Annotated in this window: 15 protein-coding genes; 6 read left to right on the top strand and 9 right to left on the bottom strand. The window is 72.3% G+C overall.

Annotated elements, in window-relative coordinates; translation table 11 throughout:
• Positions 1–76: 76 nt before the first annotated feature.
• Entirely contained in the window at positions 77–1,120 is a 1,044-nt protein-coding gene (locus tag ACGFRB_RS19875) for a DUF3558 domain-containing protein (protein ID WP_393244582.1), read from the bottom strand.
• 175 nt (positions 1,121–1,295) lie between these two features.
• Here ACGFRB_RS19875 and ACGFRB_RS19870 point away from each other — a divergent pair, with 175 nt between their 5' ends.
• A complete protein-coding gene (locus ACGFRB_RS19870; protein ID WP_393244580.1) occupies positions 1,296–2,489 on the top strand; it encodes an RtcB family protein in 1,194 nt (397 codons plus the stop codon).
• A 467-nt stretch (positions 2,490–2,956) separates the two neighbouring features.
• Here the strand turns inward: ACGFRB_RS19870 and ACGFRB_RS19865 are convergent, their stop codons facing one another.
• The 3 genes from ACGFRB_RS19865 to ACGFRB_RS19855 form a co-directional block, all read right to left on the bottom strand.
• Positions 2,957–3,721, bottom strand: coding sequence for an SDR family NAD(P)-dependent oxidoreductase (locus tag ACGFRB_RS19865; protein WP_393244578.1), 765 nt, complete (start codon positions 3,719–3,721; stop codon positions 2,957–2,959).
• Positions 3,722–3,788: 67 nt separating this feature from the next.
• Entirely contained in the window at positions 3,789–4,124 is a 336-nt protein-coding gene (locus tag ACGFRB_RS19860) for a YnfA family protein (RefSeq protein WP_361231064.1), read from the bottom strand.
• A 142-nt stretch (positions 4,125–4,266) separates the two neighbouring features.
• Positions 4,267–5,811: an FAD-dependent monooxygenase gene (locus ACGFRB_RS19855; RefSeq protein ID WP_393244576.1), complete on the bottom strand. Its 1,545-nt coding sequence runs from the start codon at positions 5,809–5,811 to the stop codon at positions 4,267–4,269.
• Positions 5,812–5,927: 116 nt separating this feature from the next.
• Here ACGFRB_RS19855 and ACGFRB_RS19850 point away from each other — a divergent pair, with 116 nt between their 5' ends.
• Positions 5,928–6,488, top strand: coding sequence for a TetR family transcriptional regulator (locus tag ACGFRB_RS19850; protein WP_393244574.1), 561 nt, complete (start codon positions 5,928–5,930; stop codon positions 6,486–6,488).
• Positions 6,489–6,639: 151 nt separating this feature from the next.
• On the opposite strand, the gene ACGFRB_RS19845 is transcribed toward ACGFRB_RS19850, so the two are convergent.
• Positions 6,640–7,386 carry a Mut7-C RNAse domain-containing protein gene (locus tag ACGFRB_RS19845; RefSeq protein WP_393244572.1) on the bottom strand — a complete coding sequence of 249 codons (747 nt, stop codon included), beginning with the start codon at positions 7,384–7,386 and terminating at the stop codon, positions 6,640–6,642.
• A gap of 215 nt (positions 7,387–7,601) precedes the next feature.
• Between ACGFRB_RS19845 and ACGFRB_RS19840 the strand changes: the two genes are divergently transcribed.
• Positions 7,602–8,045 (top strand): GNAT family N-acetyltransferase, encoded by a 444-nt coding sequence (locus tag ACGFRB_RS19840; RefSeq protein WP_393244570.1) that lies wholly within the window; start codon positions 7,602–7,604, stop codon positions 8,043–8,045.
• Between the two features lie 121 nt (positions 8,046–8,166).
• Here ACGFRB_RS19840 and ACGFRB_RS19835 read toward each other — a convergent pair whose 3' ends face one another.
• The 3 genes from ACGFRB_RS19835 to ACGFRB_RS19825 all read right to left on the bottom strand — a co-directional run bounded on the left by ACGFRB_RS19835 (position 8,167) and on the right by ACGFRB_RS19825 (position 10,167).
• Positions 8,167–8,682, bottom strand: a complete 516-nt coding sequence (locus ACGFRB_RS19835) for a GNAT family N-acetyltransferase (RefSeq protein ID WP_393244568.1) — start codon at positions 8,680–8,682, stop codon at positions 8,167–8,169.
• 98 nt (positions 8,683–8,780) lie between these two features.
• Positions 8,781–9,611: a DUF6597 domain-containing transcriptional factor gene (locus ACGFRB_RS19830; RefSeq protein WP_393244566.1), complete on the bottom strand. Its 831-nt coding sequence runs from the start codon at positions 9,609–9,611 to the stop codon at positions 8,781–8,783.
• Positions 9,612–9,717: 106 nt separating this feature from the next.
• A complete protein-coding gene (locus ACGFRB_RS19825) occupies positions 9,718–10,167 on the bottom strand; it encodes a MerR family transcriptional regulator (RefSeq protein ID WP_393244641.1) in 450 nt (149 codons plus the stop codon).
• A 274-nt stretch (positions 10,168–10,441) separates the two neighbouring features.
• Between ACGFRB_RS19825 and ACGFRB_RS19820 the strand changes: the two genes are divergently transcribed.
• Positions 10,442–12,454 carry an APC family permease gene (locus ACGFRB_RS19820; protein ID WP_393244564.1) on the top strand — a complete coding sequence of 671 codons (2,013 nt, stop codon included), beginning with the start codon at positions 10,442–10,444 and terminating at the stop codon, positions 12,452–12,454.
• A 39-nt stretch (positions 12,455–12,493) separates the two neighbouring features.
• Here the strand turns inward: ACGFRB_RS19820 and ACGFRB_RS19815 are convergent, their stop codons facing one another.
• Positions 12,494–12,985, bottom strand: a complete 492-nt coding sequence (locus tag ACGFRB_RS19815; RefSeq protein WP_393244639.1) for a hypothetical protein — start codon at positions 12,983–12,985, stop codon at positions 12,494–12,496.
• A gap of 844 nt (positions 12,986–13,829) precedes the next feature.
• Between ACGFRB_RS19815 and hemL the strand changes: the two genes are divergently transcribed.
• Together hemL and ACGFRB_RS19805 are read left to right on the top strand one after the other, a co-directional pair.
• Positions 13,830–15,155: a glutamate-1-semialdehyde 2,1-aminomutase gene (gene hemL / locus ACGFRB_RS19810; RefSeq protein WP_363002679.1), complete on the top strand. Its 1,326-nt coding sequence runs from the start codon at positions 13,830–13,832 to the stop codon at positions 15,153–15,155.
• Positions 15,152–15,859: a histidine phosphatase family protein gene (locus tag ACGFRB_RS19805; protein WP_393244562.1), complete on the top strand. Its 708-nt coding sequence runs from the start codon at positions 15,152–15,154 to the stop codon at positions 15,857–15,859. Before hemL ends, ACGFRB_RS19805 begins: the two co-directional genes overlap by 4 nt.
• Positions 15,860–15,980 lie beyond the last annotated feature (121 nt).

Raw genomic sequence — 15,980 nt, 5'->3', positions numbered from 1 at the left:
GGGCGGCCGCGGTACGCCGACACGTTACGTGGTCCCCCGGGCGGTCACGGGCCTGGTGCGGACCGGGCGCGGACGGTCACTCCTCCAGGCGCTCGGCCAGGAGTCCGGCCAGATTCCGGGCCTTGTCCTGCAGTTCCTTGCGGTCCAGAGCCTTGCCGGAGGCGGCGGTCTCCTCCTCGTACGCGACGGTCACGATGACGTTCGATGTGCGGAAGACCACGCTCACCAGCCGCCGCTCGCCCGACGGGCCGGCGGTCAGCCGGGCGTCGTCGAGGTACGCCACGTCGCCGAGGCCGTCGAGGGTGCGGGGTTCGAGACCGGGGGCTTCCGTCGTCCCGGACGTGCCGTCGTTGTCGCCCCCGGAGGAGGCGGCAGCGGTCGGGGTCGGGGCCTCGGGTCCGTAGGGCGCGAGGCCCGGCTGCCCGCCGGCGAGCGCCAGGACCGGGTTCTGTCCGCCGGCCGTGGCGTCCTTCGCGTCGGCGGCGGTGTGGGTGGCGGTATGGCCGGCGGTGGGGGAGGCCGTCTCGGAGGCCTTGCCGGTGGACTTGTCACCGGACTTGTCCGTGGACCTTCCGGTGGGCTTGTCCGTGGGCTTGCCGGGCGACGGGGACACCGGTGCGGTGGGGGTGGTGCTCGCCGGCGGGGCGATCCCGGCGGCGGTCTGCTTGCGCTCGTACACCTGCTGGGCCCGGTCGTCGTCGCTGACCGTCGTGTCGTAGGAGACGACCCGCTCGATGTCCAGGCTCAGCCGGTGCGTGGCGTCGGGGCCGGTCGACTTCCAGCTGCACCCCACACGGCGGTCGGTGTCGAAGGTGGCGGCGGCCGTGCCGCGGTAGGCCCGGTCGCGCTCGGCGTCGGGCAGCGCGGCGGCGCCGGGCAGCAGATCCTTGAGGGTGGCCGGCGGGACCGCGCCGCACGGGGCGAAGAGTGTGCGGTAGCGGCCGGGCGGGGCGACGGAGGTGGAGGCGGCGGGGCCCGCCTTGGAGTCGACGGCGTCGGCGCCCCCCGCGGAACCGGAGGAACACCCGGTCAGGGCGATCCCGAGGCCGAGGGCGAGGAGGGTGGCCGCGGAGACTGCCGCGGACCCGGACCGGCCGGGTACGTACGCCTTGCGCTGCACGATCCCAGGCTCCCTTCTGCCGGAGGAATCCCCCGAAAACTGTTTGCCGCCCTGTGGGGCGCGATGAACACAATGTGTATCGCACGCATGGCCGTTGATGCCGGTCCGCGGTCGCCGTTACGGGCTTTGGCGCCGGTTTTTGCGTAATGAGGCTTATCGGGGGAAGTGGGGAAGTATGTCGTATATCGAGGTGCCGGGCGCGAAGGTGCCCATACGGATGTGGACCGATCCCGCCTCCGTCGAGGAAGGCGCGATGCGCCAGCTCCAGAACACGGCGACGCTGCCGTGGATCAAGGGCCTGGCCGTGATGCCGGACGTGCACTACGGCAAGGGCGCCACGGTCGGCTCGGTGATCGCCATGCATGGCGCGGTCTGCCCGGCGGCGGTCGGTGTCGACATCGGCTGCGGCATGTCCGCCGTCAGGACCTCGCTGACCGCGAACGACCTCCCCGGCGATCTCTCCCGCCTCCGCTCCAAGATCGAACAGGCCATCCCGGTCGGCCGCGGCCTGCGCCGCGAGATGATCGACCCGTCCCGGCTGTACGCGTTCCCGACGGCGGGGTGGGACGACTTGTGGTCGCGCTTCGACGGGGTGGCCGACTCGGTCAAATACCGTCGTGAGCGGGCGGAAAAGCAGATGGGGACCCTAGGTGGGGGAAATCACTATCTGGAAGTTTGTATAGATACGTCCGATTCGGTATGGCTCTTGCTTCACTCTGGATCTCGGAACATCGGCAAAGAACTGGCCGAGTACCACATCGGCGAGGCTCAGAAGCTGCCGCACAACCAGGGGTTGGTCGATCGTGACCTGGCGGTGTTCGTTTCGGACACCCCGCAGATGGCGGCCTATCGGCATGACCTTTTCTGGGCTCAGGAGTACGCGAAGCACAACCGCACGGTCATGATGGCGCTGTTCCAGGAGGTCGTCCGCCGGGAATTCCGCAAGGCCAAGGTCGCTTTCGACCCGGTGATCTCCTGCCACCACAACTACGTGGCGGAGGAGCGGTACGAGGGCATGGACCTGCTGGTCACCCGCAAGGGAGCGATCCGCGCGGGATCCGGTGAGTTCGGCATCATCCCGGGCTCCATGGGTACCGGCTCGTACATCGTGAAGGGGCTCGGAAATGGGGCGGCCTTCAACTCGGCCTCGCACGGGGCGGGCCGCCGGATGAGCCGGAGTGAGGCGAAGCGTCGGTTCACCACCCGGGACCTGGAGGAGCAGACCCGGGGCGTGGAGTGCCGCAAGGACGCCGGCGTCCTGGACGAGATCCCCGGCGCCTACAAGCCGATCGAGCAGGTGATGGAGCAGCAGCGGGACCTGGTCGAGGTGGTCGCGAAGCTCAAGCAGGTCGTCAACGTGAAGGGCTGACCTCCAGCACTTGCAGAGATCTGGCCATCGCAGCCGTCGCCTGTCGGCTGATCGCCGCGGAGCGCGATCCGGAGAACGTTCTGTCCAGTCTGTCTCCGGAGATGCTCCCCTTGGGAGTGTCCCTGGAGCGGGTTCTGACAGGGACGTCGGGGGGCGTGGAATTTTCCGAGTTGCGGGAATTCGCGGCCCGGGAGAACCCGGATCTCGCGGAGTACCTGGGGACTGCGTGAAGTCCCGGATGATTGCTGCGGGGCTGCTCATAGCGCTTTTCGGCGCTGCGTGTGCGGCCCCGCAGACACAGCGACTGAAGGATGCCCCGCCCGAGGGCCAGCGGAAGGAGCCGGTACTCAAGGGCGCGGAATCTACAGTCCCCGAGGTCTCGCCGAAGGCATGTAGGGCGCTGTACGAGGCGCTGGATGGGGCATCGGCGAGCGTCGGGGTGTTCGGGAGTCGTTCACCCGGTTGGGTCAGAGCTCGCGGTGGACCTTGGTGTTGGAGGCCTGGGCGCGGGGGCGGACGACGAGCAGGTCGATGTTGACGTGCGGGGGGCGGGTGCAGGCCCAGGTGACGGTGTCGGCGACGTCGTCCGCGGTGAGCGGCTCGGCCACGCCCGCGTAGACCTTGGCGGCCTTGTCGGTGTCGCCGCGGAAGCGGGTGGTGGCGAACTCCTCGGTCTTGACCATGCCGGGGGCGATCTCTATGACGCGGACCGGGGTGCCGACGATCTCCAGACGGAGGGTCTCGGCGAGGACGTGGGAGCCGTGCTTGGCGGCGACGTAGCCGCCGCCGCCCTCGTAGGTGCCGTGGCCGGCGGTGGAGGAGACGACCACGATCGTGCCGTCGCCGCTCGCGGTGAGGGCGGGGAGCAGTGCCTGCGTCATGTGGAGGGTGCCGAGGACGTTGACCTCGTACATGCGGCGCCAGTCGGCGGGGTCGCCGGTGGCGACGGGGTCGGCGCCGAGGGCGCCGCCGGCGTTGTTGACGAGGACGGCGAGGGTGCGGAAGGCCGTGGCGAACTCGTCGACGGCGGCGCGGTCCGTGACGTCGAGGGGGTAGGCGGTGGCCTGGTGGCCGGCGTCGTTGATCTCGGCCGCGAGGGCTTCGATGCGGTCCTTGCGGCGGGCGGTGAGGACGACGCGGTAACCGGCGGCGGCGAGCTGTCGGGCGGTGGCCGCCCCGATGCCGCTGCTGGCTCCGGTGACGACGGCGATGGGCTTGGCGGCGGCGGTCATGGCGTGCTCCTGGCGCGGGTGGTCGGTGGCCTCGGTTGGCGGCCGGGCCAGGATAGGGCGGGGTGGGTCAGTTGCCGCGGGGGGCGTACATGATGACCGCCATGCCGGCGAGGCAGATGAGCGCGCCGGCGATGTCCCAGCGGTCGGGGCGGTAGCCGTCGGCGACCATCCCCCAGGCGATCGAGCCGGCGACGAAGACGCCGCCGTAGGCGGCGAGGATGCGGCCGAACTCGGCGTCGGGCTGGAGGGTGGCGACGAAGCCGTAGACGCCGAGGGCAAGGACGCCGGCGCCGATCCAGATCCAGCCGCGGTGTTCCCGTACGCCCTGCCAGACGAGCCAGGCGCCGCCGATTTCGAAGAGGGCGGCGAGGACGAAGAGCAGGGCGGAGCGGGCGATCAGCATGGGGTGAAGGGTGCCATGGGGCACGGGGCGGGGCGGTAATCGGAAGGGAGGGGGCGGGCGACGGCGACGGTGGGGTGTTGCCCGGTGGGTGAGGGACGGGGTGGGCCCGTTCCGTCCCTCGCCTCACCCACCGGGGCTGGTCCTAGTGGAGCGGGGCGGTGTAGCCGTCGGGGCGGACCAGGAGGGTGTCGCGGCGGGCCGGGTTGGACCAGGTGGCCCGTATGAGCCGGCCGGGGGCGGCGGGGAGCGAGGGCGGCGGGGTGGGAGTGGTGCCCTCGGGGGCGACCAGGACGAAGCGGCCGTCGCGCAGCAGCTCGTACAGCCGGCCTTCGCGGAGCTTCAGGTCGGGGACCCGGCGGGTGTCGCGGTCGTAGCCGATGCCGATGCCGCTGACCTGGCCGATGGTGCGGGTGGCGACGGGCCGGAGGCTGCCGAGCGCGTGGGTGGTGAGGGCGCGGGTGGCGCGCTGGAGCGGGGTGTGGGCGATGGCGAGCCGGATGAGGGCGCCGCTGCTGCGCAGGACCTGGGTGCCGACCGGGTGCCGTTCGGCCTGGTAGGTGTCGAGCAGGGCGTCGGGGTCGGGTGCCTCGCCGTGCAGGACCGCGGCGAGTTTCCAGGAGAGGTTGGCGGCGTCCTGGAGGCCGGTGTTCATGCCCTGGCCGCCGGCCGGGGTGTGGACATGGGCGGCGTCTCCGGCGAGGAAGACGCGGCCGACGCGGTAGGAGGGGGCCTGGCGCTCGTCGCTGTGGAAGCGGGAGAGCCAGCGGGCGTCGTGCATGCCGTAGTCGGTGCCGAAGGCGCGGCGGGCGAGCGAGCGGAGCTCGTCGAGTTCCACCGGTTCGCTGTCGGGGACCTGGTGGGCGCGGTCCCAGCCCATCACCCGGTACCAGCCGTCGCCGAACGGCATGACCACGGCGAAGGCGTCGCCGTCGGTGGCGAGGCGCAGCGTCTGCGGGGGTGTGTCGGCGAGGCGGACGTCCGCGAGGGCGAGGGAGCGGAGCACCGAGGTGCCCGGGAAGGGCATGTCTATCGCCCGTCGTACGGCGCTGTGGACGCCGTCGGTGCCGACCAGGTAGCGGGCGCGCAGGGTGTGGGTCCGGGAGGCGGTGGGGGGTTCGGTGCCGGTCTGCTCGGCGGCCGGGGCGGTGGTGCCGGTGCCGCCGGTGCTGCCGGTGTCGCTGCCGGTGGAGATGTGGGCGGCGAGTTCGGCGGTGACGGAGTCGGCGTCCTGGCGCAGGCCGCGCAGTTCCGTCCCGGTCCGGATGTCCACGCCGGCGGACCGGGCGCGCTCTTCGAGGGCGCGCTCGACCTCGTACTGGGGAGTGACGAGCACGAACGGGAAGCGGCTGCGCAGCTGGGAGAGGTCGAGGGAGACCTTGCCGAACATCTCCATGCGATCGAGCCGGCTGCCGGTGGCGATGAGCCGGTCGGCGAGGCCGCGGGCGTCGAGCTGTTCGAGGGAGCGGGCGTGGACGGCGAAGGCGCGGGTCATGTTGCTGATGCCCGTGGTGCGGCGCTCGACGAGGGTGACTCGCAGGCCGGAGGTGGCGAGGTCGCCCGCGAGGAGCAGTCCGGTGGGTCCCGCGCCGACGACGAGGACATCGGTGTCGAATCCGCTGCCGTCGGCGGCGGTCGCGTGGGTGGCCTGGGCGGTCTGGGTGGTGACGGTGGGGCTCGTGCTGCTCATCACTGCCTCCAAAGGTGCCTACGCTCGTTGGCCAACGGCTGTGGGTCAACGCTTGTTGGCAACGCTACGCCCGGCCTCGCTGGATTGTCAACGCTTGTTGGCCTACAGTCGTGGGCATGACCTCCGTACGCCGTTCCGACGCCACCCGTTCCGCGATCGTCGAGGCCGCCCGTGAGCGCTTCGCCGCCGACGGCTACGAGCGCGCGACCATCCGGGCCATCGCCCGCGACGCGGGGATCGACCCGTCGATGGTCATGCGCTATTACGGCAACAAGGCGGGGCTCTTCGCGGCGGCCACCACGATCGAGCTGGAGGTCGCCAAGCTCGTCGGACTGCCCGCGAGCAACGTCGGCACCGCGCTCGTCGAGCACTTCCTGGACCGCTGGGAACGCGACGAGGTGCTCACCGGGCTGCTGCGGGCCGGCGTCACCAACGCCGCCGGCAATGAGCGCATGCGCGAGATCTTCGCCGAGCAGCTCGTCGCGATAGCCCGTGAGACCTGCCCCGACCCGGCCGAGGCGCCGCGCCGGGCCGCCCTCGTCGCCTCGCAGATCCTCGGGATGGCGCTCGCCCGCTACGTGCTGGGCTTCGCGCCCGCCGCCGAGATGTCCCGCGCGGAGTTGGTCGCCTGGCTGGGGCCGACGATCCAGCGCTATCTGACCGCCGAGGCGCCGTAGGGCCTACGGGGTGCCGCGGGGCCTGCGAGGCGGGCCCCACGAGGCGGGCATGGAGGAACCCGGTCCGGCGAGGGGCCTCGGCCGGCGGAAGGGGGTCCGGGTGGTGACAGGCTCGGGGTGGTGAAAAGACGGCCCCGCGGGGCGTACCCGCTCAGCGCGCGCCCGTCGCTCCCGCGCCGCCGAACTCACGGACCGCGTCCGTGACGATCGCCTCCAGCCGGGCGTGGTGCGCCCCGCGCCAGTACACCCGGCCGCACTCGACGCACCGCGCGAACACGTCGTACGTCTTCTCCGTGCCGTGCTCCAGCCGGTCGCGCACCGTGTCCTTGTCGGCTTCGGTCAGCGGCCCGTTGCACGCCGTGCAGCGGGTCCAGGGTGCGAGCGGCGGCGCGAAGCGTTCGAGGACGTCGCGCAGCTGGTCGTCCGGCTGGTCGCTGTAGATGTACGCGCCGGCCCACAGCTCACGGCGGCGCAGCAGCCCGCGGTCCCGGGACAGCATCACGCGCCGCTCCTTCGCGGAGAGCGCGGCGAGGGCCGGGTCGCCGATGTCCTCGCTCTCGTACGCGGCGTCGACGCCGAGCAGCCGCAGCCGCCGGGCGAGCGTGCCGAGGTGGACGTCCAGCAGGAAGCGCAGCGGGGCGCCGGGCACCCGCTGCGGGCGCTCGACACCCTCCACGTCGACCGTCTCGCCGGCCGCCGGGACGTGAGAACGGTCCACCGGCCTGCCGTCCACGAGCAGCCGTCCGGCCTCGGTGAGGGGCACACCGAGGGACTCCACCACGTGCCCGAGCGACGAGACGCCGTCGGTGGCCACGGCGGTGCGTCCCACGCGGCGGTCCGCCGGGAGGAACAGGCGCAGGGCGGGGGCGAAGTCGATCTGGATCTCCGGTCCGTTCACGGGGACAGGATGGCACCGCGCACCCCCGCGCGGCCAGGGAATTCGGGCGGCGGACCGGGCATCGGACCTGGTGGGGGCCTGGTGGCGGCCCTGGCTGGGGCGTACGGGCCCCGGGCTCGCCCCGCCCCTGTGCCTGCCCCGTCCCCCCCAGTACCCCCGTACTTCCGTCCCCGTACCCCTGCCGCCGTCCCGTCCCCGAGCGGTACGGTCCCCGCATGAAGATCATCGACATCGAGCCCGGCGACCCGCGTCTGGAGAGCGAAGTCCTGCCGGTGCTGTGCGAGCTGCGGCCGCATCTCACGGCCGGGCTGCTGTACGACGTCTACGCCGAGGGGCACCCCCAGGGGCTGCGCTTCACCGCCGTGTACGGCGAGGACGGGACGTGCGCGGGCGTCGCCGGCTGGCGGATCATCGCCAACACCGCCTCGCTGAAGAAGCTGTACGTCGACGACCTGGTGACCCGGGAGACCTCCCGCTCCACCGGTGTCGGCCACGCGTTGATCGCGTACCTGGAGACCCGTGCCCGCGAGGCCGGCTGCCACGAACTCGACCTGGACTCCGGTACGCACCGCACCGGCGCCCACCGCTTCTACCTCCGCGAGCGGCTCGACATCGTCGCGTTCCACTTCAGCCGCGCGCTCAAGCCGCTGGGGCAGTAACTCCGCCGGCGGCGCGACGGCGCGGCGGCGCGGCGGCGCGAGGGCCGGGGCCGGATCCGGAGCCGGTGACACGTCGGGTGAGTGGCCGGCGAGCAGGTCGGCGGACCGGTCGGCGGACGGGTCAGAGGTCGAGGCCCCAGTCGTTGCAGCGCATGTGACGGCCCGGCGGGTACTCGAAGTCCGTCTCGCCACGCAGGGTGAAGCCGGCCTTGCGGCAGACCGCGTTCGACGGCGCGTTTCCGGTGGAGGGGAAGGCGTGCAGACGGCGGAACCGGCCCTCGGCCCGGGCCTGTTCCACCAACGCGCGCGTGGCCGCCGTCGCGACGCCCCGGCCCTGGAAGCCGTCCAGCACCGTCCAGCCCGTCTCGTACGCGGGCTCGCCGTCCACCGAGGTCTCCCAGAACCCGATGGCGCCGGCCGTGATCTCCTCCGGCAGCAGGGTGATCCGGAACATGGCGCCCGGCCGCGTGGCGTCGGCGCTCAGCTTCACATAGCGCTCTTGGCGAGCCGCGAGCCGCTGTTCGCTCTCCGGGCCGCCCAAGTGAGCGGTCAGTTCCGGTGTGTTCATCAGCGCGAGCAGGCCGGCGTCGTCGTCCGACCAGGGGGTGAGCCTGAGGGCGGTGGGGGTCATGGACATGGGCCGCACCCTAGAACAGGGGTCCGACATTCCTCCGGGGTCTTCGCGTGGGCCTCAGCTCGACCTCGCCAGGACCTCACCCGGGCCTCTCTCGGGGCTCAGCCGGGGTACGCGGTCGGCGGCACCCCGACCGTCGCCGTGAAGTCCCGTACGAGATGGGACTGGTCGCTGTAGCCCAGATCGGCCGCCAGCCGGGCCCAGTCCGGGGGAGCGCCGGCCGGGCCGCCGGGGCCGCCGGGCTCGGCGTGTTCCAGGGCCTCGTGGACGCGGTAGCGCAGGATCACCCACTTCGGGCCGACGCCCACCGTGGACGCGAACAGCCGCTGGAGTGAGCGCGGGGACAGTCCGGCGGTCCGGGCGAGGGCGGACACCCGCCGGATCGTACGGTCAGTCCGGACCAGCTCCACCAGGTCCCTCGCCTGGTCGGCCGCCGGGTCGGGGGCCGGGCCACGGGCCAGCAGGAAGGCGTCGAGCGCCGCCACGCGCGCGTGGTCGTCGTCCGGCGCCAGGATTCCGGCCGCCTCGCGCGCGTGGGTGCCGGAAAACGCCTCGGCGAGCGGCGCGAGGCGCCCCGTCCAGTGCGAGACCGGGCGGCCGGGCGTGAACGGGCGGAAGCCGCCCGGCCGGAACTTCACGCCGCAGACCCGCCCCGTACCGGCGAGTTCGCGCGTGTACAGGGCGTCCGCGACGCCCGAGACCACCCCGAAGGCGCCAGTGTCCCCCTGCCGCTCGAAGACGACGTTGACGGACGGGTGCGGGACGACCCGGGACACGTACGGCTCCGTCAGATCCCAGTCGATCAGCCAGTAGTGGTCCAGATACGGGCGGAGCGCGGGCGCCGGGGCGTGGCGGCGGAACCGGACGCGGGCGAAGAGCGCGGCGGCGTCCACGATGCCCCGGGTGTCGCGGCGTGGAACGGGGGCGTTCATGCGCCCCATGCTTGGCGAGCCGGCGGGTTCGATCAAGCCGCGTTCGATCAAGCCGGGGTCGACCGAACCGGGGGGCGCCCGAACCGGGCCGGCCATGGCCCCGCCCTTACGGCAGGCGGGCCCGCAGCGAGGCCGCGAACTCCTCCGCGCGGGCGAGCTGGGTGTGCAGCTCCGCGACGCGCTCGGTGGCGGCCTGCTCGTAGCCGCGGACCAGGGCGACGAGCGCCCCGCGCGTGGGCGGGTCGAGTTCGCCCGGGGTGTCGGGGACGTCGGCGGCCAGCCGGTCCACGGCGCCGAGCAGGTCGCGGGTCTCGTCGAGGGTGAAGCCGAGCGGTTTCATCCTGCGGATCACCATCAGCCGGGCGACATCGGCGTCCGTGTAGAGCGGGAAGCCGCCCTCGGAGGCCGTGGACGGGACGACGAGGCCGCAGTCCTCGTACTGGCGGATGGTCCGCAGGGGCAGTTCCGCCAGCGTCGCGACCTCGCCGATCTGCAACGGCCGTCCCGTGCCGCCCGGCCCGGCCGGGCGCGCGGAGCCGCCGCCGGCACCGCCGATGCCACCGGCGCTGCCGGGGCCACCCTTGCCACTCGTACCACCGCTGCCACCCTTGCCACTGCCGCTGCTCGTGCTGTTCGTGCTCGCAGTCGTCACCACATCGCGTCCTTCCTCGTCCGGGGCCGGGGTGCCGGCCGCCGCTCCGGTGCGACCGGCGCGGGCGCGGCCCTCGTGCCCCGCGTGCTCCTCGTGCGGACTCATGCGGACTCGTGCGGGGGCGCCGGCGGGCGCGGCGGCCACGCATCACATCCGATTCGTCCTAACTTCAGCACTTATGAGAGCTGGAAACGTGGCGAAACGCCTGCTGGTAGGGCGTCCGTTGGACAGCGCGCGGCTGGCCGAGACCCTGCTGCCCAAACGGCTCGCCCTGCCGATCTTCTGCAGCGACCCGCTCTCCTCCGTCGCCTACGCCACCGAGGAGATCCTGCTGATCCTCGCCCTCGGCGGCCTGGCGGTGCTGCATCTGGCCTGGTGGGCGGCGGTCGGCATCGTCGTGCTGCTGGTCGTGGTCGTCGCCTCGTACCGGCAGACCTGCTACGCGTACCCGGGCGGCGGCGGTGCCTACATCGTCTCGTCCGAGAACCTCGGCACCACGGCGGCCCTCACCGCCGCCAGCGCCCTGCTCATCGACTATGTGATGACCGTGTCGGTCTCCGTCGTCTCCGGGGTCGCCGCCCTCACCTCCGCCGCGCCCGCGCTGAGCCATCACGCGACTCTCCTGTCCGTGGCCGCTGTCGCCCTGCTGGCCTGGATGAATCTGCGCGGGGTGCGTGAGTCGGGCCGCTGGTTCGCGGTCCCCACGTACGCCTTCGTCGGCGTGATCTACCTGATGTTCGCCGTCGCGGCGGTCCGGATGGCGACCGGCGCCACCCTGCGCGCCGAGTCCGCCGGGCTGCCGGTCGAGCAGGTGTCGGTGTACTCCGGTCTCGCGCTCGTCCTGCTCGGTCTGCGCGCCTTCGCGTCCGGCTGCACCGCGCTCACCGGTGTCGAGGCGATCAGCAACGGCGTGCCCGCCTTCCAAAAACCCAAGAGCCGCAACGCCGCCACGACCCTCGCGATCATGGGCTTCTTCTCCGCGACCATGTTCTTCGGCATCACGACGCTCGCCATGATCTACGAGGTGCACATCGCCGAGGACCCCACCCGGCTGGGGCTCCCGCCCGGCACGCCGACCGCGACCGCCCTCGCCCAGATCGGCCGCGCCACCTTCGGCGACTGGCACATCCTCTTCTACGCGCTCCAGGCCGTCACCGCGAGCGTCCTCGTCCTGGCGGCCAACACCGCCTTCAACGGCTTCCCGATGCTCGCCTCCGTTCTGGCCCGCGACGGCTTCGCGCCCCGCCAGCTCGTCCACCGGGGCGACCGGCTCGTCCACTCCAACGGCGTTCTGTTGCTGGCCCTGACGGCCATCGCGCTCATCGTCGCCTTCAACGCCAACCTCACCCGGCTGATCCAGCTCTACATCATCGGCGTCTTCGTCTCCTTCACGCTGTCCCAGTCCGGCATGGTCACGCACTGGCGGCGCGTCCTCGCGAACCCGGTCGCCCGCCCCACCCCGCGCGAACGCCTCCGTATCAAGCGCCGGCTCGTCATCAACGGCTTCGGCGCCTGCCTCACCTCGGTCGTCCTGGTGATCGTCCTCATCAGCAAGTTCACGCACGGCGCGTGGATCGTCGTCATCGCCATGCCGCTGCTCTTCGCCGGCATGAAGAGCGTGCGCCGGCACTACGACACCGTCGCCGCCGAGGTGGCCGTCGAGCCCGGAGCCCACCCGCGCCCCTTCGCCGAGAACCACGTCCTGGTCCTGGTGTCGTTCGTCAACGCGCCGAGCCTGCGCGCCCTGTCCTATGCCAAAACGCTCAAGCCCGCGTCCCTCACCGCCGTCACCGTCGCCGAGGACCCGGCCGAGGCGGAACTGCTGCGGGCCGGCTGGGAGGCGCACGGCGTCGACGTACCGCTACGGGTCCTGAGCACCCCGTACCGCTCGATCGTCCAGCCGGTGCTGCGGCACATCCGCGACGCGCCGGAGCGCGGCGCGGACTCGGTGGTCACGATCGTGATCCCCGAGTACGTGGTCGGCCACTGGTGGGAACAGCCGCTGCACAACCAGACCGCGCTCCGGCTCAAGGCCCATCTGCTGTTCATGAAGAACGTCGTCGTCATCGACGTCCCGTACCACCTCGCCTCGGCGCGCGAACTGGCCGCGGAGCGGGCGAAGGCGGCGGGGGAGGAACGCGAGCGGGGGCCGGGGAGACCAGGAGGGCCGGGAGGGCCGGAGAGGGGCTGACTCCGCTGCCCGCCGCCGGACCCGCCCGAACCCGAACGCCTACGGCCAGACCAGGCAGTACGGCTGGTGCCCCGCCTCGTGCAGGCGGTGGGAGAAGTCCTGCCATTCGTGCAGGAGCCGGTAGACGTTGAAGGCGTCCTGCGGGCCGCCGCGGTCGGGGACGGTGGACCAGATGAAGGCGGCGGCGCCGACCGATTCCTCGCCGATGTCGCGCAGCGGGTCGACGGCCGTCATCGGGAGCTTCACCACCGCGTAGTCCGGGTGCAGCACGACGAGTTCCAGGGGCGGCACCTTGTGCAGGGGCATGCCCTGGATGCCGGTGAGGACCATCGCCGCTATCGTCTCCGGCTTGATCCGGGTGAACATGCCGCCCATGCCGAGCTCGTCGCCGCCCAGTTCCTCGGGGCGCATCGAGATCGGGACGCGGGCGGCGGTCGCGCCGTCGGGCGCGCCGAAGTACTTGTAGGTCACGCCCAGCCCGCTTCTGCCGGTTCCGGCCAGCGGCCCGCCGAGCGGGCCCGGCTCGTGCATGCCGTACGGCTCGGGCAGCTCGTACGTCCGGCGCGTCTCGTGCGCCTCATGGGTCTCGTGGATGTCGTGTGCCCGCTGCGCGTCCCGGGCCTCGCGTGCCTCCCGTGCCTCACGGGCCGCTCGGGCGCGGCGGGCGCGGGCGCGGCTGAGCCGGGAGTCGTCGGGAATGGCCGAATCCGATCCCTTCTCCCCGGCAGATCCCGTCGAGCCCGTCGACCCGGGCGACGACGTACCGGCGCCGCTGCCGCCGCCGCTCCGCGAGGTCTCCCCGGAGGTGACGGAGTTACCGGTCCATGGGTCGCTCATCCAAGGACCAGTGGACCGGGGCTCGTTCGCCCGGGCGTCGCCCGCCCGGCTGTCGCCAGGCCGCGTATCACCCGTCCGTGAGTCCCCCGACCGCGCGTCGCCGGCCCGGGAATCACCGTTTCGTGGATCGCCGGACCACGAGTCGCCGGACCGTGAGTCACCCGTCCTCGGCTCGTTCGCCCTCGGTTCTTCCGTCCGCCGGCGCCGGTGCCTCCCCCGCCGGACAGGATCGGGACCCAGGTCGTCAGTCCCCTCGCCCGGTCCGCCACCGCGATGCATATCTCCACCCGACTGCTGTTCCAGGCCGCACGTTTCCGCGGCGCGGCCCGATCATCGTGTCAGTGACTGACCTCCCCCGCGCTCCTGCGGTGAAACACCTGTCCGCAAGATCGCCGTGGCCTCTGACACCATGGTTTGTGTGAGCCATCCCTTTGAAGCCCCAGTTTTGCAGACGGGGACGACGCGCGCCCCGGCGTCATTCACAGGGCGCTCGCACCCCCGCCGTACCCGCCTTTCGAATCGCAGGTCAGGAACTCTAGTGCCGTATTCATACGAAGCCCCAGTCTCACAGACGCTTTTCGACCGCGCCTCCCTCGTGACGCCCGGCGGCGTGAACTCTCCGGTGCGGGCCTTTCGGGCCGTGGGCGGCACGCCCCGGTTCATGGTGTCCGGCAGCGGCCCGTACCTCACCGACGCGGACGGTCGCGAGTACGTCGACCTGGTCTGCTCGTGGGGCCCGATGATTCTCGGCCACGCGCACCCCGAGGTGCTCGCGGACGTGCAGGCGGCCGTGGCCCGCGGCACCTCCTTCGGTACGCCGGGCGAGGGCGAGGTCGCGCTCGCCGAGGAGATCGTGGCCCGCGTCGAGCCGGTCGAGCAGGTACGTCTGGTCTCGTCCGGCACCGAGGCCACCATGTCGGCGATCCGGCTGGCCCGCGGGTTCACCGGCCGCGCCAAGGTCGTCAAGTTCGCCGGCTGCTACCACGGTCACGTGGACGCGCTGCTCGCCGCCGCCGGTTCCGGTGTGGCCACCTTCGGTCTGCCCGACACGCCCGGTGTGACAGGCGCGCAGGCGGGCGACACGATCGTGCTGCCGTACAACGACCTGGAGGCGGTCCGGGCCGCGTTCGCCGCGCACCAGGGCGAGATCGCCTGTGTCATCACCGAGGCGTCGCCGGGCAACATGGGTGTCGTCCCGCCGCTGCCCGGCTTCAACCAGGGGCTCGCGGACCTGTGCCGGGAGAACGGCGCGCTGTACATCTCCGACGAGGTCATGACCGGCTTCCGGACGAGCCGGGCCGGCTGGTACGGCGTCGACGGCGTCCGTCCCGACCTGATGACCTTCGGCAAGGTCATGGGCGGCGGCTTCCCGGCCGCGGCCTTCGGCGGCCGTGCCGACGTCATGGGCCACCTCGCCCCGGCGGGCCCGGTCTACCAGGCGGGCACCCTCTCCGGTAACCCGATCGCGACCGCCGCCGGTCTCGCGCAGCTGCGGCTGCTCGACGACGCCGCGTACGCCAAGGTCGACGCCGTCTCGGCGGAGATCCGCGGCCTGGTCACCGGCGCGCTCGCCAAGGAGGGCGTGGCGCACCGGGTGCAGACCGCGTCCAACATGTTCTCGGTGTTCTTCACCGCGGACGAGGTGCGGAACTACGACGACGCGAAGAAGCAGGAAGCGTTCCGCTTCAACGCGTTCTTCCACTCGATGCTCGCGGACGGCGTCTACCTGCCGCCGTCGGCCTTCGAGTCCTGGTTCGTGTCCACCGCCCACGACGAGCGGGCCATCGAGCGGATCGCCGCCGCCCTGCCGGCCGCCGCCCGTGCCGCCGCCGAGGCCACCGACGGCGCGGAGGCGCAGGCATGAGCGACGCCACGAACACTCAGCCCGCGAAGAACGGCGACATCACCGTCGTCCATCTGATGCGGCACGGCGAGGTCCACAACCCGGAGGGCGTGCTGTACGGCCGCCGCCCCGGCTACCACCTCTCCGAGCTGGGCCGCCAGATGGCCGACCGGGTCGCCGAGCACCTGGCCGGCCGGGACATCACCCATGTCGTGGCCTCGCCGCTGGAGCGCGCGCAGGAGACGGCGACGCCGATCGCCAAGACGCACGGCCTGGACCTGGCCACCGACGAGCGGCTGATCGAGGCGGCGAACGTCTTCGAGGGCAAGACCTTCGGCGTCGGCGACGGCGCGCTGCGCAAGCCCGCCAACTGGAAGCACCTGACCAACCCGTTCCGGCCGTCCTGGGGCGAGCCGTACGTCGAGCAGGTCGTGCGCATGATGGGTGCGCTCGACGCGGCGAAGGACGCGGCGCGCGGGCACGAGGCGGTGTGCGTGAGCCACCAGCTGCCGATCTGGATCGTGCGCAGCTTCGTGGAGAAGCGCCGGCTGTGGCACGACCCGCGCCGCCGGCAGTGCACGCTCGCCTCGCTGACCTCTTTCACCTATCAGGGCGACAAGATCGTCTCGGTGGGCTACAGCGAGCCGGCGCTCGACCTCGTGCCGGAGCATCTGCGGGCCGGGGCCAAGCCGGTGCCGGGCAAGGCGAAGGCGTTCGGCGCGTAGGCGAAGCCCGTACATCGTCTGCTGTCGTGGCCTGGTCCGGGGACACCCGCGCGGCCCCTCGGACATAGGCGTGCTGTGATGCGTTTGGCGTAGTTCGTACGGGTTCGTCCGTACGCGGTGA

The organism is Streptomyces sp. NPDC048718 (assembly GCF_043198875.1).
Classification (GTDB): Bacteria; Actinomycetota; Actinomycetes; order Streptomycetales; family Streptomycetaceae; genus Streptomyces.
Note: the sequence above shows the minus strand (reverse complement) of the source record. Positions and strands in the feature narration are given on the sequence as shown.

Bases quoted from the DNA above. Each gene is read 5' to 3' on its own strand.
- ACGFRB_RS19870 (WP_393244580.1), top strand. From the start codon at position 1,296: ATGTCGTATATCGAGGTGCCGGGCGCGAAGGTGCCCATACGGATGTGG.
- ACGFRB_RS19865 (WP_393244578.1), bottom strand. From the start codon at position 3,721: ATGACCGCCGCCGCCAAGCCCATCGCCGTCGTCACCGGAGCCAGCAGC.
- ACGFRB_RS19860 (WP_361231064.1), bottom strand. From the start codon at position 4,124: ATGCTGATCGCCCGCTCCGCCCTGCTCTTCGTCCTCGCCGCCCTCTTC.
- ACGFRB_RS19855 (WP_393244576.1), bottom strand. From the start codon at position 5,811: ATGAGCAGCACGAGCCCCACCGTCACCACCCAGACCGCCCAGGCCACC.
- ACGFRB_RS19850 (WP_393244574.1), top strand. From the start codon at position 5,928: ATGACCTCCGTACGCCGTTCCGACGCCACCCGTTCCGCGATCGTCGAG.
- ACGFRB_RS19840 (WP_393244570.1), top strand. From the start codon at position 7,602: ATGAAGATCATCGACATCGAGCCCGGCGACCCGCGTCTGGAGAGCGAA.
- ACGFRB_RS19835 (WP_393244568.1), bottom strand. From the start codon at position 8,682: ATGTCCATGACCCCCACCGCCCTCAGGCTCACCCCCTGGTCGGACGAC.
- ACGFRB_RS19830 (WP_393244566.1), bottom strand. From the start codon at position 9,611: ATGAACGCCCCCGTTCCACGCCGCGACACCCGGGGCATCGTGGACGCC.
- ACGFRB_RS19820 (WP_393244564.1), top strand. From the start codon at position 10,442: ATGAGAGCTGGAAACGTGGCGAAACGCCTGCTGGTAGGGCGTCCGTTG.
- ACGFRB_RS19815 (WP_393244639.1), bottom strand. From the start codon at position 12,985: ATGCACGAGCCGGGCCCGCTCGGCGGGCCGCTGGCCGGAACCGGCAGA.
- ACGFRB_RS19805 (WP_393244562.1), top strand. From the start codon at position 15,152: ATGAGCGACGCCACGAACACTCAGCCCGCGAAGAACGGCGACATCACC.